This is a genomic window from Paractinoplanes abujensis (assembly GCF_014204895.1).
Taxonomy (GTDB): Bacteria; Actinomycetota; Actinomycetes; order Mycobacteriales; family Micromonosporaceae; genus Actinoplanes; species Actinoplanes abujensis.
Window position 1 is genome coordinate 6,209,390 of sequence record NZ_JACHMF010000001.1, and the last position, 21,037, is coordinate 6,230,426.

Here is a 21,037-nt window from a genome sequence, read left to right on the forward strand (position 1 = left end):
GGCTCCTCACGTTCGCGGCTGGGGAGAGCGTACGTCCCCAGCCGCGAACTGCCCGCTAACGCATCGGGCTGTCGTGGCACCCGGCGTGACATTGGGTGCAGTCGGACGCTGCGGTCATCGACCACAGTTCCGGGTCGACCACGCACCCGGCCTTACGCATAGCGGCAACCGTGACCGCCAGCGTTGCCGCGCTGGCCTCCGGCACAGTCGGCCACTCGTCACCTGTCGGACTTTCGTCGGGCACGTGGTGAATGAACCGTCCGGCGATCCGATTGCAGAACTCGGCGTACTCGTGGGTGTACAGAATGAACGTGTGCCAACCGATGTCGACGAGCTCGCTCGGCCCGATCGGCTCCGTCGCCGTCGCGCAGGCCTCCAGGAAGGCCACCGTCTGGCCCATGATGCGGTCAGGCATGCCCTCGGGTAGTTCAGGATGCTCGGAAGCGATTCGGGCGACGAGTCGATCGGCCAATGCCGTGGGCAGCAGGAATAGCTCGAGCTTCTCGACGGGCTCTCGGTGGAGTTCCGCAAGCGCGGCGAAGGAGAGTACGAGCACATCGAACGGCTCGCGCACGGCCAGAAATGCACCGCCATCCTGATCATCGCATTGGCGGATGGTGCTGAACCGTTGATCATCGATTAGCCAGAGGACGCGCTGCACGCGCCCTGGATCGAGGAGTATCTCATTGAGCGGCTCCGCGGACTGCGTGGCAGCCGTCAGTATGTGTTCGCCACCCGTAGTTCAAGCCTTGTTGCGTCAGCCGACGCGGAAATGATCATTGCGCTGACGTCTGGGGCCACGCAAGGAACCATTGAGGCGAGTGGATCGCTGGAGCGCTACGACCTCAACCGCCACGCTCTCTACCACCTCGAAAGCGGGCCGCAGCCGTTCCGACGGCGGACGACGAAGCTCGGGCCATCGATGTGCGCCGTCGTGCCCTAACCGCGAGGGGAAGGTGAGCCAACTCTGAGCTTATCGACATTGATCATCTGCCGGAGTTGGATCCCAGGCGCCACTGTCGGCGCTTGCCACCCGGTCGGCTTTCGAGCACCGTGCCCCTCTCGCTGGGGAGAGGGGCGGTTGGCGTAGCCGGTTAAGCACTCGAGGCCTGGTGGACGGCGTTGCTAGTTTCCTTTGCTGACGACGGCGAACAGCAGCAGCATGAGCAGGAAGCCGAACCAGAAGTTCCAGATTGAGTTGAGCCGGTAGTAGCTCTTGACGGGTTTGCCCTGGCGGGTATGCGGTTTGACGAACGGCATGGTCGCAGGACTCCTTACGCCTGTGTTATAGCGCCGATGAGGCACAAGACGAACAGCAACATGGCTAGGTAGCCCAGCCAGTCCCAGTCTGAGTTGATCGAGGTCGGTGTGGGGGTCGGGGCGGCGTTGCGCAGGTGGGATCGGACGTACGTTCCGTCGTCGCGGCGGTGGCCGCGTACGCGAATCATTCCGGCGCTGCGGACGGCCCTGGGGGTGCTTCGTCGGTAGTGCGGACGGACCCACCGGCCGTTACGGTAGTGCCCGGAGACGTGCGGCATGATCTACTCTCCGTGATCAAGTAGTGATAGGCGACGATGCATGATGACACGGCCGTACGACATTTCTGACGCCACTCACTTCGATCTCATAGTGCAAAGTTGCTGATCAAGCGCTTGAAGTGCGCCGAAGCTGTTCACGTCTACCGATGGGATACTCAGATCGGCACACCGGCGCGCTCCAGCCACATGATCACTCCACGTATTCTTATGGCACTGTCCCGACTGTGCCGCGGCAGGCAGTCTCCGGACCAGGCGAACCGTCGCGGCTTGCCTCCCGCTGCGACTGCTGCAAGTCATGCCTGACGAGGAGCCCACTGTGCACGACCGGGATCCGGCCCCATCGAAGATGAAGCACCCTGGTGCGCCTATCCCGGTGAAATCACGGCGGCGTACCCCGGCATCGTGGTCAGGTGTCTCGCTGTGCCGAGCAGGTTGGGCATGCTGCGGCTGGCGCGGCGCGAGATCGGCGACGATGACGCGCCACAGCCATCGTTGCTCGCGCTGTATCGGCGGCCGACTCGTGAGGTCTTCGACGAGCCGCCGCCCTCGTCGGCGGCGAGGACGCCACGTAGCGGGAGCTGGGCTGCCGATCCTGCGGGAACTCGGTGACGAGCAGCTTCGTGACGAAACCAAACCCGCCGTGATGCGCTGCATCGTCTCCATGATCGGTTATCACCGTGGCGCGGGAACACTGCGGAGGTGGTAACACTCGCCGTTCACCCACGCGATTGGGTGCGAATCCATGTGCCCGCCGACGCACTGAGACGGCTCTGCCATGACGGCGACGCCGATACCGCTACGGCCCCTATACGCGTGCGCAGATGCCTCTGAAATCGAGGGCTTGGACGTTCAGGCGATCTACTCGACTGGTTGAGCAGCTCGTGAGCGGTCCTAACGAGCAAATCCATGCGATGAACGAAGTGATCCGCCACGTTCGTGAGCTCCTCGTCGGCGTCTTCGGGCACAGCTGTGCCGCCAGCGAGTACGACTAACTGACGAACTGGTCCTGGTCACGCTCGCCTGCATCGGTGAGGCCGCCGACGCCCGACTTCGGTTGGATGAGGAGATCCGCCGGCGCCTCGGTACCGCAGCGGACCGACTGCATGCCGGAGGAATCGCAGATCAACTCGCAACCTGGTGCGCCGGCGGTTGGGCCAGGGCATATCGACGTTGATAGTCGGATCAACGACAGATCTTTTCGCGATTCACGTTTACCTTCAGGAGGCTTCAATTACTGCACGTCATGGGGAGGTTTCATGGCGTCACTGAACGACGTGATTGCGGCAGTTCGTCAAGCGGCGCAGCGCACGTTGAAGCCTTCTTCTGAATTCGTCCTCCGAGGCCGAGTCGACTCAGACGGCCCCAGAGGTGAGGGCTGGTACCGTCTCCGTGCCCGCCTCAATCCTGGCGATCTTGACCGGTTGGATGGCGCATGCTTGGCGCCACAGGAGGGTCCCGAGCAGCGAAGCTTCGCCGTGATCGACAGCGAAGTCGTGGACGGCGTTCTTCGGGTACGGACCCAGTCTGGCGCACCGACTCAGGGATTGTCGTTCTGGGTTCCAGCGATGGATCTTCGCGCCTCGCGTACGGCAGTGCTTGAGGGGCTGAGCGCGCTCGCACCGGTCAATCTCGTCCACCGCTTCGATCAGCAGCGACTGGATCCCTTACCGCCGGCTGGGCCATGCGACCCACGGCTCAACGCCGCACAGCAACGCGCTTCCGACGCCTGCTGCGCTCCCGGATTGCAGGTTGTGTGGGGCCCGCCGGGCACCGGGAAAACCCATGTCATCGTCAACGCCATCGAACGCCTGATGACCGCGGGAAAGCGAGTGCTACTCGTATCGAACACCAACGTGGCGGTCGACAATGCCGTCGAGGGCATTATCAACCGCCTTGCCCCCACCGCCGGCCGAGTGATCCGAGTCGGTACTCCCCGCATCACCGCGGTAGCCCGTGACGAGCGAGTCTCGCTTAACCGGCTGGTCGAAGCTCGTCAACGCACCGCCTTGGCGCGCCTAAGCCGTCTAGAGGACAGTATCGCGGAGCTGCAGAGCAATCATCCGCAGCGCCGGCTCGCCGATTCGGAGGCTAAACTGGCGGGCTTCGACCCGAGCGAGCATCGACGCCGCCAGGCGCGGCGGGACAATCAGCACCGAGCGCAGCAGCTGACCGCCCAGGTACAGGCAGCGGCTCTGCATGCCGCTGAGGCGGAGGGCAACCTCAAGCAAGCGACTGCCGACGAACTCCTGGCGCATCTGCTCGTCGCCATGGTCTATGAGCGCATAGCTCGACACGACCGGGATCAAGCAGCGCAGGGGTTGGCTGAGGAGGAACGCACCACCGGATTGTCGCGGGCGATGTCCGCGATGCGCCGCCGGCAGGCCCGCGGTGCCGCCCACCGCGCCGAGCGCGAACTGGACGCCAAACGGACGGAGCGGACCGCTGCGGAAGCCCGGTTACGGCAGGCCGGCGTGGAGGTGTCCCATGCCCTTTACGTCCAAGCGCAGGCAGCCACCATTGCCCAAGCCCACGAGTGGGCCGCACATGCCGAGCTGCACCAAAGCACAGCGGCCCGGGCCAAAGAAGCCGCAGCCGAAGCCCTGGCCACGGTTCGGCAGCGACTGAACATCGCCGCTGCGGCAGCACAGCCCTCCGAGCAAGATCTGAAACTGCTCAGTGAGGCGGAAGTGCGCGGCCTGCCGCAGCTGCACGAAGAGCTATCCGTATTGCGGCAGTCCGCTGCCGAGTGCGACCGCAAGATCCGCGAGTGCCAAACACAGCACGACCGCCTCGTGACCGACCTGGCAGACAAGCGACCCGGTATGCAAGCCGCGCTCATCGCCGAGGCCGCCGTCATCGCGACGACGCTCAGCATGCTGACGCTCAAGAAGATGATCGCGGCCACGGCGTTCGACATTGTCATCGTCGACGAGGCCGCAGCAGCCAGCTTGCCCGAACTCATGTTCGCGGTGAAAGCTGCTCGTACCGGCGCCACGCTGCTCGGGGACTACCTGCAAAACGGACCCTTCGTCGATCCGAGCCTGCCCAAAGAAGATCTAATCAAGGCCGTCTACACCAGAGACTGCTTCGAGATATTCGGACTGACTGATCCCGCAACCGCGTCCCAGCAACCCGGCTGCGTGGTTCTGACCGAGCAATGGCGCTTCGGACGGGAACTGACCGAGCTAGCCAACCGGGTCGCATACCGCGGACTGCTGACCGCCAAAAACCCGAAGACCTGCGAGATCGTGCTCGTCGACACCGACGGCCTCGGCAGAGCCCTCAGTGGCATACGCCGGGCGCGTCCCGACGCTGTCGCCGGGACGTGGCCGATCGGCGCGCTCATCGCTCGAGCTCTCGCCGAGTACCACCACCCCCGTGATGGGTCCGTCGGCATCGTGACCCCTTACAAAGAGCAGGCAGAAACGACGCAGGAACTGCTGGCCGAATCCGCGTGCGGCCCAGCGATCGAAGTCGGCACAGCACACACCTTCCAAGGCCGCGAGTGCGACATCGTCGTGTTCGACATGGTCGAGGACGGCAGGGGATGGGTAGCCAAAGGCGCTCACGGCTCCGACGCATGGAAGTTGCAGGGGCTACGGTTGTTCAACGTCGCGACGACCCGGGCCCGACAACGCCTCTACCTCATCGGTGACGGCGCAGCAATAAGGCGCCGCGGCAGCGGCCCTCTTGGCGCACTGCGACACATGATTGACGCCGGCACGATCCAACGTGTCCTCGCAAGCGACCTCCTCGGCATCGACGAGGCCCACGCGCCAGTCGAGGAAACCGTTCACCACGACCTGTGGAGTGCGCTCCAGCCGTACATACGGCTTGTCGGAATGTACGACGAGAAGCAGATCACCGCCGAGGTCCAGCAGCGCGTCGACAGCGCCGCGTCGTCGGTATGGATGTGGAGCCCCTGGGTCGGCAAACACTCCTTGGGTCTGCAGGACAGCCTGGTCGCCGCTCACGCCCGTGGGGTCGAGGTCCGCGTCATGGCCTTGCCAGAGAAAGAGATCAACGCTGAGGTGCGGGCAACACTGAACGCCCTACGAGCGCGGCTGCCCCATGTCGTTCTGGTGCACAAGATGCACCAGAAGATCGTCGTCGTGGACCTAAGGTGGACTTTCGTCGGCAGCATGAACATCCTCTCGCACCCTCGTCGACCGGCAGAGGGCCGCCACGAAGTGATGATCCAGATCGACAGCGCCCGCTTCGCGCGCCAGATCCTGTCCTTCGAGCTGGCCAACCAGATGCGTAACCCACCACGCTGCGAGACCTGCGGCAACACCATGACCGAGGCCAAAGAAGCTGGGAGGTCACCCGATCGGCGTTGGCTCTGGTACTGCGGTCGAATGATCAACGGTGAACCGTGCCCGCAGACACTGGAGTTTCCTGAACGCACCGGCCGAAATCGCGCCGGCTCAGCCCCACTCAAGCGCAACAGCACCTCGTGATATCCGACAACGCAGACCGGCAACGACGGGCGAGAAAGCAATGACGGCACCTCAACCAGAAGCCTCTCAGATAATCACCGATCTGCCGCACTCTGGCGGCGATGGCTCGGCCGCGCCCGACGCGCTACTACACCGTCAACTGTGCTGGATCGCTTCGGTAACAGACCGTAGGAATGCATGACTACTTTGAAATCACCGTTGACTGAGGGCAGGCGGGGAAACGCGGTCATGCGCACTGTCGATGAATCGGCGTGGAGCCCGCTGCGGATCGCTAGAGGCATCATCTATCTTGCTATATGAGACGCCGTGCTGGACGATCGAAGATGTATATGATTCTGGCAAAGCGGGCAGTGGTGAGCTTGAAGTTGACGCGCCTGAGCTCTTCTGATTGGGGCGCTGTCTACGGATCAGAAGGTCTGAAGTCGACTTAACGCTTGAGGTCGATAGCTCGACCCATGGAGCACAGGGCGAGCGAGCTCGCCGCAATAGCAGGGCTCGTGAAGTATGTTTCCGCAGGTAGATCGCATGGGGCGAAAGACCTGTCCGCTTAGGAAACCGATGCTCTGTTCCTGAGCCGCCGGGGCGTTCGCAAGGGTGTCCGGGCGGCCTCTACGGGCGCTGCCCAGCCGCTTCGCCGCTGGTGGGTGCCGCCGGAGATCAGCGCTGGTGCCGCCGTTTCAGAACGCCTGCTGTTCATCCGCGGGGCAACCCGAGAGCCGCGTCGTTGGCGGCGCGGCGATGCTTGCGCTCGCGGCCTCAGTGTTTCCACCCGCTGTCGCAACGCGTCCACCTTGGCCGCGTTCGCACGGATCTCTTCGACATCGACTGAGGGGCCTTCGGCCATTGTTCGGTCACCTACTTAAGGCTTGCAACGTACTGAGCGTTTCGGCGTATGAGTGGGAGCGGACTCCGCCGCGGCGGGCACTGTCGGCCAGCGTGAACCGCAGGCCGGACACGCGTGGAAGTGCCGCCGCGATTTCGTGCACGTTGTCGGGTGCGAAGTTCAGACCGATCAGCAGGGGGTGAGCCGCGGCAAGACCGTTGAGGTCCGTGATCTGGAACTCGTTCTCGTACTCCGGTGACCGGTCGCGCAGGAAAGCCCATGAGTCGCGGTACTCCGGCAGGACGTCGGCTTGGAAGTACGCGACCTCCAGGTCGTCCGTGTCGGTGAAGTCGCTGAGGATCCAGCCCGGGTCGTCGTCGTGGGCGATCTCGATGCCGCCGTACACGATTCCGATGCCGGCGCCCTTCAACCGGGCTCGCAGGTCGGCACCAGGAATGGCCCGTCGCGCGGACTGCACGAGCGGAGCGTGTACGGCCCGCACGATCCTCAAGACATGTGCCGGATCGTCGTTGAGATCGAGCACCGGCACCAAAGAGGCACTCGACAACCTGCGGCTGATTTCCTCGGCCGTCTCCACGGTGATCTCCCGGCCGTCCCCGAAGCGGGGATCGGGTGTCAGGTCGACCCCGATCAGGCCGGCGCCAGCTTTTTCGAGGGTGACAGCTTCGTCCGCCGAGCGGATCCGATCCACCTTGATCAGGTCAGTCGTCATAACGCACCACGTTTCCACTCAACTCGTCCGCACCCCGGAAGTCGTTCGGGATGACCCAGATCCTGCCCTGAGTCGAGGTGGAGATCTTCCAGTACGGCGACCCCGTCGGCGTGTGCCGCCCTCCGCCTGGATGCACTTGGATGTTCGCGATCTCCGGATGGCCCTCGATGCGCACCTGCTGCGACAGCTGCGATGTGCCCCTCTTGGTGCTTTGATCGACCCGCACCTGGTAACCCGCGGCGGTGAACTGGTCGGCGATATCGTGCGCTGACTGCCCCGCAAGAGATCTTGGGTTGCTGACGATGTTGTCTACAAACGCTTGTGGACTGTCGCGGTTCGGGCGCGCAGCACTCAGCGTGGCGTCGCCGTCAGTGCTCTGCCCGCCGCTCGTGGACGCGCGGTCACGGCCGATCTCCCCCGCCGCCAACGTGGTGGCCACCATGTTTTCCTGGGACACCATGCCGCCGGCAGCCGGATGGGGTGTGGGTATCGGCGACGCTCCGTCGGCGCCTTCACTCTTGCCGGGCGATCCACGCGGTTTCGGCGGTGCCATCAATCCCCCGACCAGGCAACGAGCAGTGTGAATGCGCCATCGTAGTGACCGAACGCCACAATCTAGGCGCACAAGGTGACTATCCGCCGGATGGTCGGTGCGGCGGTTCGGACAGGCCGGTACCTTGAGCCGAAGGGTCGGCACCTGGGTGCCGGATCTGATGGTGTGGGCCAAGGAGATGCCGCCGAGTTCGGCCCGATCCAGTTGCGCGGGGACTGCCGGTCTGCTGCTCGCCGTCGAAGTTGTGTCCGGCGGTTCCGAGGTCGTCGACCGGATCATCAAGAAAGCGGAGTACGCCAACGCGGGGATCCCGCGTTACTGGTTCATCGAGCGGGACGGCGCCACTACAGTGCATCGGCACACGCTCAACGACGCCGGTGAGTACGAGCTGGAACTGAACGGCCCGCAGCCCTTTGCCTGGCTGATCACCACGGTTCCGGGCATTAGGTAAACCCCGCCCGGGCTAGCTAGTGGAGACCACGCGGAAGGTGCGCAACGTGGGGTCGGAGGCGTCGGGGGTGGTCATGCCGGCCGCGTGGCCTGCGCGTAGGTAGTCGACTACCGCCGTTGTGAAGCGTTCGCCGGGGAGGATGGCGGGGACGCCGGGCGGGTAGGGGCTGATCATTTCGGCGGAGATGCGGCCTGCGGGATCTTCGACCTGGTCGGTGGGGGCGAAGTACGCCTCGCGCGGGTTCATGGCCTGGTCCAGGTCCAGTTCGTGCAGGGGTGGCACCGCGGGGGCGGGGCGGTCGGGGGCGGGTGGGGACGTGGCCAGCCGTTCGAAGGCGTCGGCCAGGCGGTCCAGGGCGGCGTCGTTGTCGGAGTAGGTCAGGGAGCAGATCACGCGGCGGGCGTCGCCCAGCTGGACGAGCAGGCGGGCCTCGGTGGCCATCCAGTCCGCCGCCTGGTAGCCGCTGATGCCCAGGGCGGAGACGTCGACGGAGAGTTTCAGCGGGTCCCATTCGGCGACGCTGTCGTGGCCGATGATCGTCTCGTCCATGACAGTGAGCGACGGGATCTTGGCCAGGCGGGCGCGCAAATAATTGACTCGGGCCAGCGCCGCGTCGAGGAGCTGGCGGCCTTCCGAGACCATGCGGCGGCGGAAACCGTCGATCGAGCCGTAGAGCAGCGCGGACGGGCTGGTCGTGGTGATCAGGTCCAGGCGTAGCCGCAGGTCGACGGGGTTTACGCGGTCGCTGCCGAGCAGGATCACCGAAGACTGGCACAAACCCCCGTCGGCCTTGTGCAAGCTTTGGATCGTCAGGTCGGCGCCGGCCTGGACGGCCGGTGTGGGCAGGTCGGGGTGGAACGGGAAGTGCGCGCCCCAGGCCTCGTCCACGATCAGCGGGAGGCCGCGGCGGTGGCAGATCCGGGCGATTTCCCGTACGTCGGCGCCGGTCCCGTACTCGGTCGGGGTGATCATGAGGACGGCCGCGATGGCCGGGTCGCGGCGCAGGGCTTCGGCGACGTCGGCCGCGGCGGCCGGGTGGGCGATCCCGTTCTCGTGGTCCCAGCGCGGCCGCAGCCAGACCGGGTCGGCGCCGGCCAGGATGAGCGAAGCGACCACCGATTTGTGCACGTTGCGGTCGACCAGCACGCGTTGGCCGGGGCCCGTGACCGTCAGCAGCGCCGTGTGGATCGAGATGCTCGAGCCGCAGGTGGTGAAGACCGCCTGCCGGGCCCCCACGGCGTCGGCCATCAGGGCCTCGGCCTCGGAGACGGCCTCCTTTGCGAAGATCACGTCGGCCTCGAAGGCGCCGCGGGTGAGCACGGCGGCCGTGCGGTCGTCGAGCGACTGGCCGAGCCGGTGTCCCGGGAGCGCGAAGGAGTAGGTGCCGTCCTCGCGGAACTGTTCGATCGCTTCCAGTACGGGGGTGCGCCGCTGATCCATGGCGCGCCGCATCCCCAGGTTGAGCTGCGCCAAACGTCAGCGTGGGTGGGCCGCCACGAACGAGGCGATGTAGTCGGGCAGGCTGTGCTCGACCGTCCAGCCGAGTTCGGCCGCCTTGCCGTTGTCGGCTTGGCCGCGGGTGCGCTCGCCGCGCAGTGCGGGGGTCAGCTCGTACGGCACGCCGAACATCTTGGCCACCTCGAGGATGGGCCATTCGTGGCCGGCGCCGAGCAGGTAGCCGTCGCCGTGGCCCTTCTGGGCGACCAGGACGATGCCGCGCACGATGTCGTCGATGTGGGTGAAGTCGCGGGTCTGCGTGCCCGGCGACACCACGGGCAGCGGCTCGCCCTTGAGGTATTTGTCTTCGAAGATGCCGATCACCGTGGCGTACTTGCCGCTGGTGATCTGGCCGGGGCCGTAGACGTTGTAGAAGTACGTGATCGCGTAGTCCAGCCCGTACCAGCTCGAGTAGTTCTTGATGTACTCGATGTTCTTGGCCTTGGTCCACGCGTACGGGTTGAGGTTTTCGTCCTGCCCGTCGTTGCCGAACTTCGAGCTCGAGCCCGCGTAGATCAGCTTGGAGCCGTTGGCCGACGCGAACTTGACCACCTCTTTGGTTCCGAGGAGGTTGAAGTCCCAGGTCAGGTCGTGATCCTCGAACGAGGTGACGATCCGCGAGTATTCGCCCAGGTGGAAGACGATCTCGGGGCTGGGCAGGCCGCGGTCGGCCCAGATCTTGGCCAGGTCGGCAGTCGAGCCGTCGACGTAGGTCACCCGGGGGTCATTGACGTGGTTTTCCGGGACGCCGGTGAAGTAGTTGTCGAGCGACACCACCGCGGCCGCCGGGTAGTCCGTGAGCAGGGACTTGATCAGCGCGGACCCGACAAATCCGGCACCACCGGTGACCAGCAGTGTTTGACTCAACGCACCTCTCCCGACTGAAGACTCCAGTCGAAGAGGCTACCAAGGCAGGCCCGCCCCACCCGAATCGTCGGGTGAGGCGGGCGATCGATCGGGAGGGCGAGCCGGTCAGGGTAGCCAGGGTGACGGCGCGGGCGGGGCCACCACCGGGGGCCGGTCGTCACAGGTGATCGTGTTGGGGAGCAGCCACGGCGCGAGCCAGCCGCCGTCGTTGCCGCCACGGTCGGTGACGGTGAACTCGGAGCCGGCCGGGGTAAAGCCGAAGCTGCCGCAGTTGTTGATCCCGACGGCGCCGACGTTGCGGGCGTCGACATTCTCGAACGACGCGCCCCCGGCGACCCGCGCGCTGAGCACGCTCGTGCCGGTGCCGTCGACCCTGATGTCCTTGAAGTGGGCGTTCGGCACCGCGTAGAGGTCCTTCACCGCCCACTCGGAGACCATCATGATCGCGTTGTACGTGCTGTCGAGGTAGTGGTCGCCGGTGACCTGGATGTCGGCCTCGATGCTGCGGTCGAGCGCGTAGACCCAGAGCGCGCCGAGCCCGATGTTCCAGTTCAGGTCGAGCGTTCCGGCCCGTACGGCGGTGTTGTTCGTGAATTTCACGAAGCCCGCGAACGGCTCGGCCCCGAACCGCGACCCGGCGTGCAGGGCGCTGCCCTCGCGGATCGGGTCGGCGATCAGGTTGCCGGAGACGGTGATGTCCTTGCCGCCGTAGATCGCGATGCCGTTGGCCAGCACCGGGGTCTGCACGGTGTTGCGGTCGAACGTGTTGCCGGCGTTGGTGGTCTTCTCGGCCCACATGGCCAGCGCGTCGTCGCCGGTGTTGCGCAGGAAGTTGTTGCGGGCCACCGAGTTGGTGACGCCGGTGTGGAAGTTGAGACCGTCGGCGATCTGGTCGACGATGATGTTTCCTTCGACCCGGGTGTTCGTCATCGGCCCGTCGAACCACAGGCCGACCTTGGTGTGCTGCAGGTGCAAACCCTTGATCGTGGAGTCGCTCATCGCCCCGCCGACCGCGTTCACCTGGTCGGTGTCGATTCTTTCCCGTACGTCACCCTGGATCGCGAATCCGGACAGGTGCACGTTGCGGCTGCCCCCGTCGGCCGCGGACTTGCCGTAGAAGCCCACCCCGGTGTGCACCGAGCCGTCGGGCGCGGGCGCCGGCAGCGCGACCTCGCGGCCCTTGAGGATCGTGTACCAGTTGCCGGCGCCCTCGATCGTCACGTCGTCGACCAGGATGTGCCGGTTGACCTGGAACACGCCCGGGGGCACGTACACCTTGAGCTTGGTCTTCCTGGCGAACGCGATGGCCTTGTCGAAGGCCGGGGCCGAGTCACGTTTTCCGGTCGGGTCGGCGCCGAAGGCGAGCACGTTCGCCGCCACCAGGTTGACGTACGGGAGTCCGACCAGTTCGGAGTCGAGCAGGTCGATGACCGTCCACGGCACGGCCGACGACGCGGTCAGGCGCACCTTCTCCCCCGCCGCGACCGTGCGGCCCAGCAGGAGGCGCTGCTCGTCGTAGAAGTGGCTGGGCCGGAACGGCTTGCTGATCACCGGCGCGGGCGTGGTCTGCGCGGGCACGCAGGCGCACTCGGCGATCCACCAGTCGGGGTGCAGCAGGCCGGCGTTCGGGTCGTTGGTGAACGGATATTGGTTGTAGAGCCACGAGTACTGCGAGGTCAGCGTCATGGTGCGGGAGGCGCCGCCGGCCTTGACGGCGAGCGGGGCGGTCAGGCCGCCACCGGCGGGGGCATCCGGGATGCTGTAGCGCACGGTGATCGCGTTGGCCGTCTTGGGCAGCGTGAACTCGACGTACTGGCCCGGGGTGAGGCGGACGGCGGACCGGCCGGAGGCCTCGGCGGGCAGCGTGTAGGCCGCGCGGCCGGGACCGATGACCGTGCCGGTGGTTCTGGCCTTCTCGGCCTCCTGCTCGAGGAACGACACGGCGGCGCCTCGCCCGGCCACCAGCGACGGGTCGAGAGCGGCCCGGGTGACCGGGGACGGGGTGGCGGTGGCGGGCGCGGCCACGGCGGGGGCCGGCAGGAGTGAGATCGCGGCGACGGCGGTCAGGGCCGCCAATATCCGGGACGAAGGCATCGACGAGGCTCTTTCGTGAGGGGAGCGTTCCCGGTGGCGGGACGGGCGCCGATCGGGGTGGAGTGACCATAAGATTGCTGTGACGCAGTCCACAAGGTTCAGTCCATAGTTTTCGGCAGATTGCTCGGTGGTTTCGTGAGGCGCTCGTTTTCTTTCATCGCCGTCGCGCTGCTGATCGCCGCTTGCAGCAAACCAGAGCAAGAGCCGACCTGGTCCAAGATCGATCTGCCCGCGGACGGCAAGGTGGTGCTGCGCGACGTGGCCGACTGCGGCGACACGTGGTGGGCGGTCGGCGGAGTGCTGAGCCCGGCGGGGAGCGACGGACAAGCGGCAGCCGCGGCTCGCCCGGCCGCGTGGACCGGCGGCCCCGGCGGCACCTGGACGGCGGTCCGATTCGCTCCCCTGTCCACCAGCTACTACGGCCCGAAGCAGATCATCCGCAGCGTGGCCTGCGCGGACGGCAAGGTGGCCATGGTCGGGGCGGTCCCCGGCGGCGCACACGGCAACCCCCGGGTCAGCACGTGGCGCCTCGGAACGGATGGGCGCATGGCCGAGAACGCCGCGCCCTTCGAGACGTACGGCGGCGACGAGGCCGTGGGGGTCGGACCGATCGCGGCCGGCCCGCACGGGTTCGCGATCGCCGGCATCCGCAGCAGCGGGGCGGCCGCGTGGTTCTCACCGGACGGCCTGACGTTCACGCTGAGCGAGCTCAACGCCGCGGGTACGGCGGCCGACGACGTACGGGCGCGACCGGACGGCGGCTGGCTGGTCACGGGAACATCCGCCGACCAGCGACCGGCTGCCTGGGTCGTCGAGGACGGGCAGTGGGCCACGGCCGCGTCGGAAACGGGCGTACGGGAAATCAGGCTTGACCCCGAGAACACCCCCGTCCAGCCGGTCGCCGTGGCCGAGCGCGGCACCACGCTGCTGCTGGCCGGGGACGACAGCCTGTGGCAGGCCACCGTTCACCGATGAGACATCCATCGCTGTCACTTTCTTGCGATGCTCGGGGGCATGACCGCCCATGAGCACGACCACCTGACCCGCCGTTCCCTGATCGCCGCGTCCGGCGGCCTGCTGGTGCTGGCCGCCACCCCGGGCAGCGCCCGGGCCAAGACGCTCAACGCCCCCACCGCACCGGGCGCCTCGCGCGCGTCGGCGATCACGCAGGGCACCGCGCTGGTGCACGCCGACCTGCACAACCACACGCTGATGTCGGACGGCGACGGCGACCCGGCCAACGCGTTCGCCTCGATGCGGGAGGCCGGCCTGGACGTGGCCGCGCTGACCGATCACACCACGCTGTTCGCGATCGAAGGCTTGTCGTCGTCGGAGTGGCGGCGGGCCGGGCAGCTCGCCGACGCCGCCAACGACCCCGGCGTCTACACGGCGATCCGCGGTTTCGAGTGGTCGCATCCGCTGCTCGGGCACGTCAACGTCTGGTACAGCGGCAATTTCACCGACCTGGGCAGTTCGTCGAGCATGGGCAAGCTCTACGACTTCATCGAGGGCTCGGGCGGCATCAGCGGCTTCAACCACCCGGGCCGCGAGGTTCTGCGGTTCAACGATTTCTCGTATGATGCGGCTCTGCGCGATCAGATGGTCGGTCTGGAGATGTTCAACCGGGGCGACGACTACCTGTTCGACGGCTGGTCGAGCGGGCAGAGTTCGCCGCTCAACGCGTGCCTCAACGCGGGCTGGCGTACGGGCCTGACCGGTGTGACCGACGAGCACGGCACCAATTGGGGCTTCCCCGAGGGCAAAGGCCGTACGGGGTTGTGGGTCGCCGAGAACACCCGCAACGGGGTGCTGGAGGCGATGCGGGCGCGGCGGTTCTTCGCCACGCGGGTGAGCGGGCTGCGGCTCGACGCGACGGCTTCCGGCGTACGGATGGGCAGCTCGCTGCCTTTCGCCCGGGGTGATGTGCGCTTCTCCGTCGACCTGGACCGGGGCCCGGAGTGGGCCGGTAAGCCGCTCAAGCTGCAGGTGCTGCGGCCCGGCACGCGAGCGCCCGAGGTGGTCGAGGTGATCGACACGACGGCCGGGCGGACCACCGAGTTCACGGTGCCGCTCGACGTCGCGGACGGCTCGTGGGTCGTGCTCCGCGTGTCCGACTCGACGCAGGCCAACGCGTCGCCGGGGCCTTCGGGTCACCCGTGTAACGACTGGGGCGTCGCTTATTCCAGCCCGTGGTGGCTGACCAGCTGAACGGGCGACCTCATACGGGCAATCCTGCGGTGATGGTTGCGCGATTCGCCTGATCAACGCCTGCGGCCTTGACATGCTCCACGGGTGACCCCAGGCCACCGACACCATGTTTCCCGCCGTTCCCTGCTGGCCGGGGCGGGCGGCCTGTTCGTGCTGGGCTCCGCGCCCGGCGCGCAGGCCGCACCGCGTACGGGGGCCGGACGGGCGTCGCGGATCAGCCGCGGCACCACCCTCGTGCACGCCGACCTGCACAACCACACCCTGCTGTCGGACGGCATGGGCGAACCTGAACTGGCCTACGCGTCGATGCGCAAGGCCGGGATGGACGTCGCCGCGCTCACCGACCACGCCACCGACTCGGGCTTCACCGGGATCACCACGGCCAAGTGGAAGCAGATCGGTGAGCTGACCGATCAGGCCCACGCGTCCGGCACCTACACGTCGCTGCGCGGCTTCGAGTGGTCGCACTCGCACCTCGGGCACGTCAACGTGTGGGGCACCGACACGTTCCTGGGCGCGGGCGGGGTCAAGAAGATCTCCACCCTGTACGACTGGCTGGCCGGCACCGACGGCGTGGCCAGCTTCAACCATCCGGGGCGGCAGCGGGAACGGTTCGACGAGTTCGCGTACGACGCCCGGGTGGCCGGCCACATGGTCGCGCTGGAAATGTTCAACAACGAGGACGACTACCTGTTCGAGGGCTACCCGAAGTTCAGCTCGCCGCTGGTGGCCTGCCTCAACGCGGGCTGGCGGACGGGTCTGAGCGGGGTGGCCGACGAGCACGGCTTCGACTGGGGGCACGACGAGGGCAAGGGCCGTACGGGGCTCTGGGTCACCAAGAACTCCCGCTCCGGGGTGCTGGCCGCGATGCGGGCCCGGCGGTTCTTCGCGAGCCGGGTCAGCGGGCTGCGCCTGGACGCCACGGCCGACGGCGTACGGATGGGGGGTCGTCTGCCGATCGCCAAGCGCGCGGTGACCTTCCGCGTCGACCTCGACCGTGGTCCCGAGTTCGCCGGTCCGCTCAACGTGCAGGTGCTGCGGCCCGGTACCTCGGTGCCCGAGGTGGTCGAGATGCGGCAGCTGGAGTCGGGCAAGATCCTCACGTTCACCGTGCCGCTCGATGTGGCCGAGGGCGACTGGGTGGTGCTGCGGATCGCCGACCCGAGCCGCGACAACCCGGCACCCGGCCCGGCCGGGCACGCCTGCAACGACTTCGGCCTCGCCTACTCCAGCCCGTGGTGGCTGACCGGCGGATCCGTCCCGGCCAAAACATCAACTCGGCACCCGTCCGGCCGATAGGCAGCCCGTGAGATCATCGGAGTCCGCGGACGGCACCCAGCTGGTGCACGTCGGTCGTCAGCCGATCTTCGATGTGCACGGCGACGTCATCGCCTACGAGCTGCTCTTCCGGGGCAGCATGGCGGCGGTCGCGGCGGGCCGCCAGGACACGTACGCGACCAGCACCGTCATGATCAACGCGTTCACCGAGTTCGGCATCAACGAAGTCGCGGGCGACCGGTTCTGCTTCATCAACCTGACCCGCGAGTTCCTCGCCGGGGAGCTGCCGCTGCCGTTCGGTCCGGCCCAGGTGGTGCTGGAGGTGCTGGAGACGGTCGAGATGGACGACGAGGTGATCGCCGGGATCACGAAGCTGGCCGAGGCCGGTTATCGGATCGCCCTGGACGACTTCGTCTGGGGCGCCGGGCACGAGCAGCTGTTCAGCCTGGCCTCGTACGTGAAACTCGATCTTCTCGACGGCGACCTGAGCCACTTGGACGAGGTGGTCGCGGCCGTGCGGCAGTTCCCGAACATCCAGCTCGTGGCCGAACGGCTGGAGACCGACGAGCAGGTCGCGCTGGCCGACCACTACGGCATGGAACTGCGCCAGGGGTACGCCCTGAGCCGCCCGCAGGTGCTGACCGCGTCCAGCCTGTCCCCGTCCCGGCTGCGTCGGCTCGAGCTGGTCAACGCGCTCAGCGCCCCCGACGCCGACATGCCGCGCATCGTCTCGATCATCGCGAGCGACCCGGCCCTGTCGTTGCGGGTGCTGCGGGCCAGCAACTCCGTCGCCGCGGGCCACGCCAACCGGGTCTCCTCGGTGCGGCAGGCCGTCGTGATGGTCGGCCTCAAACACATCAGGCAGTGGGCGATGCTCATGGTGCTGGACGACGTCGGCGGGGCCACCGAGGAACACATGCTGGGCGTGCTGACCCGGGCCCGGCTGTGCGAGAACGTGGCGCAGTGGTTCGGGGCCGCACCCGACGCGGCCTTCATGGCCGGGGTGATCACGGGGGTGGCGGCGGTGCTGGGCATCCCGCCGGCCGCCATGACCGAGCAGTTCCCCCTGGCCCCGGCGGTGGCGGCCGCGCTCACCACCGGCAGCGGGCGGCTCGGGCAGGTGCTGCGGGCCGTCGACTCGTACGAGCGGGGTGAGCTGGGCACCTTCGACCTGGCCCCGCAGTACATGGACGCCGTGCGGTGGTCGACGCGGGCCCTGGACGCCTCGAACCGGCTGGCCGCCGCGTAAGTTCATCCGCGATGAACATCGCCATTGTCACCGGGGCCGGTTCCGGGCTCGGCCGTTTCCTCGCGGCCGGCCTGGCGGAGGACGGTCTGCACGTCATAGCGGCCGACGTCGACGCCGCCGCGGCCGCGGAAACGGCCCGGCTGACCGGCGGCACGGCCGTGCGCTGCGATGTGACCTCCCGCGCGGAGGCCGAAGCCCTGATCGCGCGGGCGGTCGAGGCCGGTGGTCCGCACGTGCTGATCAACAACGCCGGTGGCTGGACGCCCGGGGTGCAGTTCCCCGACGCCGAGCCCGAGGCGTGGGGCCGCACCCTCGACCTCAACCTGCGCGCCCCCATGCACCTGACCCAGCTGGCCCTGGCCCCGATGGCCCGGCTGGGCGGCGGCGCGATCGTCAACATCGCCTCGTCGGCCGGGTCGGAGGAGACCCCGTACGGCTCCCCCGAGTACGGCGCGGCGAAGGCCGGGCTGATCCGGTTCACCACGGCGCTGGGCGCCCCGGACCGGATCGGCGGCACGCGGGTGACGTGCCTGGTGCCCAACTGGATCGGGCTGGACCGCGCGCACGCCGAACTGGCCGCCATGTCGCCCGAGGAGCGCGCGCAGGCGGCCCCGCTGATCCCGCCGTCCAAAGTTGTCGCGGCCGCACTCGGGCTGCTGCGGGCCGGGGCCGGCGGGACGGTGCTAGAGCTCGTCGGCGCGTGACAGCAGGGCCCTTCTTTCCGGCCCGTCGGGGGTTTCCGCGGCCGCCCGGCGGAAGAGCCTCTTTGCGTCCTCCGGGCGGCCCGCGCGCGCTGTGAGATCCGCTTCGACGGCTGTGACCAGGGGATAATTATCCAGTTTCGGTAGCATTTCCAGACCTACCTCGGGACCGTACGCATACCCGTGCGCCACCGCCCGGTTCAGTTCGACGACAGCGGTCGGCTGCACCCGGGCCAGTTCGTCGTACCAGAGCGCGATCGACCGCCAGTCCGACTCCGCACCCACATGACCGGCGGCGATCCGGGCGTGCAGGGCGTACGGGCCCTCGATGGGTGTCCGCAGCAGGATCTCCAGCGCCTCGGCGATGGCCGCGCGGTCCCATCTCGTACGGTCCTGGCGGTCCAACGGGACGAGGTCACCGCGCTCATCGCGCCGGGCGTGCCGCCGCGAATGCTGCACCAGGAACAACGCGAGCAGCGAGGCCACCTCGGACTCGCCCGGCATCAGCCCCGCCAGCATGCGGGTCAGGCGGATCGCCTCGTCGGCCAGCACCGTCTCGCCGTCGTAGCCCCGGTTGAACAGCAGATAGAGCACCGCCAGCACACCCGGCAGCCGCTCACCGAGCGCGTCACCCTCCGGCACCCGGTACGGGATGCGCGCCTGCGCGATCTTGGCTTTGGCCCGGGTGATGCGCCTGGTCATCGTAGGTTCGGTGACCAGGAAGGCGCGCGCTATGTCGGCCGTTGAAAGCCCGGCCACCGTACGCAGGGTGAGCGCCACCCGGGCCTCCAGCGCGAGCGCCGGATGGCAGCACGTGAAGATCAGGCTCAGCCGGTCGTCCGTGTCGTCGTGCGGCGGCTCGATCATCACTGCCTCCCGCAGCTTGCGTTGCTCGACGGCGGCCCGCCTGATCTGGTCGAGGGCCCGGTTCCGGGCGACAGTCACCAACCAGCCGCCCGGATTGCCGGGAACACCGTCGCGCGGCCACCGTTCCAGCGCGACCGCCAGCGCGTCCTGCGCGCAGTCCTCGGCCAGCGTCCAATCCCCCGTCACCCGGATCAGGGTCGCGACGATGCGACCCCAGTGCTCCCGGTGGGCCTGCGCGACGGCGTCCATCGGCTCAGAGGTCGGCGTAGGGCCGCAGCTCGATACGCCCGGCATGGGCCATCGGATGCGCGGCGGCGACCGCGATCGCCTCGTCCAAGTCGGCGCACTCGAGGATGTCGAAACCCACGATCACCTCTTTGGTCTCGGTGAACGGGCCGTCGGTGAGCATCGTCTGACCACCCCGCACCCGTACGGTCGTGGCCGCGCTCGGCGGGGCCAGCACGTTCCCGGTCACGCGGCGCCCGGCGGCGTCGTTCTCGGCCACCCACACCTCGATGTCGGGCACCCGGGAGTCGTCGGTCTCGGGCTCGGGGTCGCTGCAGACGAACATCATGTACTTCATCGCTGTCTCCTCGATTCGGCTCGGTCAGCCTGTCACTCCGGTGACGAACGGCCGAACCCCGATCCGGACAGCTCCGCTCTCTTATTTCATCGGAATGTTCAGCGGGGTGATCACCTGAACGCCGGCCGGCGCCGACCGGACCGGCCCCGGCAACGCGCCCAGCGCCTGCAGGACGGCGAGGCAGGCCAGCCGGAGGTCGGCCCGCAGGTCGTGATGCAGGACCGCGGAGAGCCGGCCCACGCGCAGCAGCTCCGCCTTGTCGTCGTCCAAGTCGTGCGCCACGAAGACGTCATAGTTGCGCCGCGCCGCCGCAAAAGCCGCCACCACGCCGGACGCGTCCCGGCCGCCCGGGTCGTAGATTGCGCGCACTGACGGGGTGACCGCCAGTTCCTCCCGCGCTTTCGACGGCGCGGCCACCAGCACCCGCCGGTTGGGGGCCCGCGACGTCAACTCGGCCCGGAAACCGGCGACCCGCTCCTGGGTCGTCGCCTCGTCCGGGGCCGGGCTCGCCGCCTTGACGTTCTGCTCGCCGGCCAGCACCAGAACCACTCCCGCGCGGTCGGCCAGCCACTGCTCGATCAGATAGGCCGCGGTCGCGCCCGCCTCACGCTCGTCAAGACCCACATGCGCGACCCGCTTACTGGCCGGCAGGTCGGTGCCCAGCGTGACCACCGGGATCTCCAGCCGCCCGATCGCCTCCACCAGCTCCGGTGTCTCGGCCGCTTGCAGGATCAGCCCCTGCGACCGCGATCGGGCGACCTTGGTCATCGCGGCCAGGGGATCGGCCGCCGAGTGGAAGCGTGGCCTGATCACAGCCGGCCGCAACCCCGCCAGCTCGGCCCGCAACGCCGCCTCGGCCCGCACCCGATCACGCACCACCAGGTCGACGGGGAACACCCGGGACGGCAGCGGGCTCTCCTCCTGCCGCCGATCCAGCGCGGCGATGGCCTGATGCACCTCGCGAACGGTGCTCTCCCGCACCCCGCCCCGCCCGTGCAGCACCCGATCGACGGTCGCCTGACTGAGCCCGGCCTGAGCGGCGATCTCGCGGATCCGATAGGGGTGCTTCACGCCCGCTCCCTCCCTCGGCCAGCCCGCCGGATTTGCCGGTTTTCTTCCTGTGTTCCCACCGCCA

Annotated in this window: 17 protein-coding genes; 7 read left to right on the forward strand and 10 right to left on the reverse strand. The window is 67.8% G+C overall.

The features are described 5' to 3' along the window. Positions 1–55: 55 nt before the first annotated feature. Both BKA14_RS44385 and BKA14_RS44390 read right to left on the reverse strand, forming a co-directional pair. On the reverse strand, positions 56–661 hold the full coding sequence (locus tag BKA14_RS44385) for a glycine-rich domain-containing protein (protein WP_239093353.1): 606 nt from the start codon (positions 659–661) through the stop codon (positions 56–58). 464 nt (positions 662–1,125) lie between these two features. Then, on the reverse strand, positions 1,126–1,260 hold the full coding sequence (locus BKA14_RS44390) for a hypothetical protein (protein ID WP_260416581.1): 135 nt from the start codon (positions 1,258–1,260) through the stop codon (positions 1,126–1,128). 1,753 nt (positions 1,261–3,013) lie between these two features. Here BKA14_RS44390 and BKA14_RS28420 point away from each other — a divergent pair. Further along, positions 3,014–5,998: an AAA domain-containing protein gene (locus tag BKA14_RS28420; protein ID WP_184953875.1), complete on the forward strand. Its 2,985-nt coding sequence runs from the start codon at positions 3,014–3,016 to the stop codon at positions 5,996–5,998. An 851-nt stretch (positions 5,999–6,849) separates the two neighbouring features. Here the strand turns inward: BKA14_RS28420 and BKA14_RS28425 are convergent. Beyond that, entirely contained in the window at positions 6,850–7,554 is a 705-nt protein-coding gene (locus BKA14_RS28425; RefSeq protein ID WP_184953876.1) for a beta/alpha barrel domain-containing protein, read from the reverse strand. Beyond that, complete coding sequence (locus BKA14_RS28430) at positions 7,544–8,107, reverse strand: hypothetical protein (protein WP_184953877.1); 564 nt, start codon at positions 8,105–8,107, stop codon at positions 7,544–7,546. Before BKA14_RS28430 ends, BKA14_RS28425 begins: the two co-directional genes overlap by 11 nt. A 124-nt stretch (positions 8,108–8,231) precedes the next feature. Here BKA14_RS28430 and BKA14_RS28435 point away from each other — a divergent pair, with 124 nt between their 5' ends. After that, positions 8,232–8,558, forward strand: coding sequence for a Uma2 family endonuclease (locus BKA14_RS28435; RefSeq protein ID WP_184953878.1), 327 nt, complete (start codon positions 8,232–8,234; stop codon positions 8,556–8,558). 12 nt (positions 8,559–8,570) lie between these two features. Here BKA14_RS28435 and BKA14_RS28440 read toward each other — a convergent pair whose 3' ends face one another. The 3 genes from BKA14_RS28440 to BKA14_RS28450 form a co-directional block, all read right to left on the reverse strand. Beyond that, entirely contained in the window at positions 8,571–9,998 is a 1,428-nt protein-coding gene (locus BKA14_RS28440; RefSeq protein ID WP_184953879.1) for an aminotransferase class I/II-fold pyridoxal phosphate-dependent enzyme, read from the reverse strand. 36 nt (positions 9,999–10,034) lie between these two features. After that, on the reverse strand, positions 10,035–10,922 hold the full coding sequence (locus tag BKA14_RS28445) for an NAD-dependent epimerase/dehydratase family protein (protein WP_239093355.1): 888 nt from the start codon (positions 10,920–10,922) through the stop codon (positions 10,035–10,037). Positions 10,923–11,027: 105 nt separating this feature from the next. Then, positions 11,028–13,016: a glycosyl hydrolase family 28-related protein gene (locus BKA14_RS28450; RefSeq protein ID WP_184953880.1), complete on the reverse strand. Its 1,989-nt coding sequence runs from the start codon at positions 13,014–13,016 to the stop codon at positions 11,028–11,030. Positions 13,017–13,151: 135 nt separating this feature from the next. Here BKA14_RS28450 and BKA14_RS28455 point away from each other — a divergent pair, with 135 nt between their 5' ends. The 5 genes from BKA14_RS28455 to BKA14_RS28475 all read left to right on the forward strand — a co-directional run bounded on the left by BKA14_RS28455 (position 13,152) and on the right by BKA14_RS28475 (position 18,455). Further along, positions 13,152–13,991 carry a hypothetical protein gene (locus BKA14_RS28455; RefSeq protein WP_184953881.1) on the forward strand — a complete coding sequence of 280 codons (840 nt, stop codon included), beginning with the start codon at positions 13,152–13,154 and terminating at the stop codon, positions 13,989–13,991. A gap of 39 nt (positions 13,992–14,030) precedes the next feature. Continuing rightward, entirely contained in the window at positions 14,031–15,224 is a 1,194-nt protein-coding gene (locus tag BKA14_RS28460; RefSeq protein ID WP_184953882.1) for a CehA/McbA family metallohydrolase, read from the forward strand. A gap of 84 nt (positions 15,225–15,308) precedes the next feature. After that, a complete protein-coding gene (locus BKA14_RS28465; RefSeq protein ID WP_184953883.1) occupies positions 15,309–16,523 on the forward strand; it encodes a CehA/McbA family metallohydrolase in 1,215 nt (404 codons plus the stop codon). 7 nt (positions 16,524–16,530) lie between these two features. Further along, positions 16,531–17,751: an EAL and HDOD domain-containing protein gene (locus tag BKA14_RS28470; protein WP_239093357.1), complete on the forward strand. Its 1,221-nt coding sequence runs from the start codon at positions 16,531–16,533 to the stop codon at positions 17,749–17,751. Between the two features lie 11 nt (positions 17,752–17,762). Next, the gene (locus BKA14_RS28475; protein ID WP_184953884.1) at positions 17,763–18,455 is read left to right on the forward strand and encodes an SDR family NAD(P)-dependent oxidoreductase; all 693 of its coding nucleotides are present in this window, start codon (positions 17,763–17,765) and stop codon (positions 18,453–18,455) included. On the opposite strand, the gene BKA14_RS28480 is transcribed toward BKA14_RS28475, so the two are convergent. The 3 genes from BKA14_RS28480 to BKA14_RS28490 form a co-directional block, all read right to left on the reverse strand. Beyond that, positions 18,435–19,568 (reverse strand): RNA polymerase sigma factor, encoded by a 1,134-nt coding sequence (locus BKA14_RS28480; protein ID WP_184953885.1) that lies wholly within the window; start codon positions 19,566–19,568, stop codon positions 18,435–18,437. The two genes, BKA14_RS28475 and BKA14_RS28480, sit on opposite strands and share 21 nt — an antisense overlap. Positions 19,569–19,572: 4 nt before the next feature. Beyond that, on the reverse strand, positions 19,573–19,902 hold the full coding sequence (locus BKA14_RS28485) for a YciI family protein (RefSeq protein WP_184953886.1): 330 nt from the start codon (positions 19,900–19,902) through the stop codon (positions 19,573–19,575). An 81-nt stretch (positions 19,903–19,983) separates the two neighbouring features. Further along, positions 19,984–20,973, reverse strand: a complete 990-nt coding sequence (locus BKA14_RS28490; RefSeq protein ID WP_184953887.1) for a LacI family DNA-binding transcriptional regulator — start codon at positions 20,971–20,973, stop codon at positions 19,984–19,986. Between the last annotated feature and the right edge of the window lie 64 nt (positions 20,974–21,037).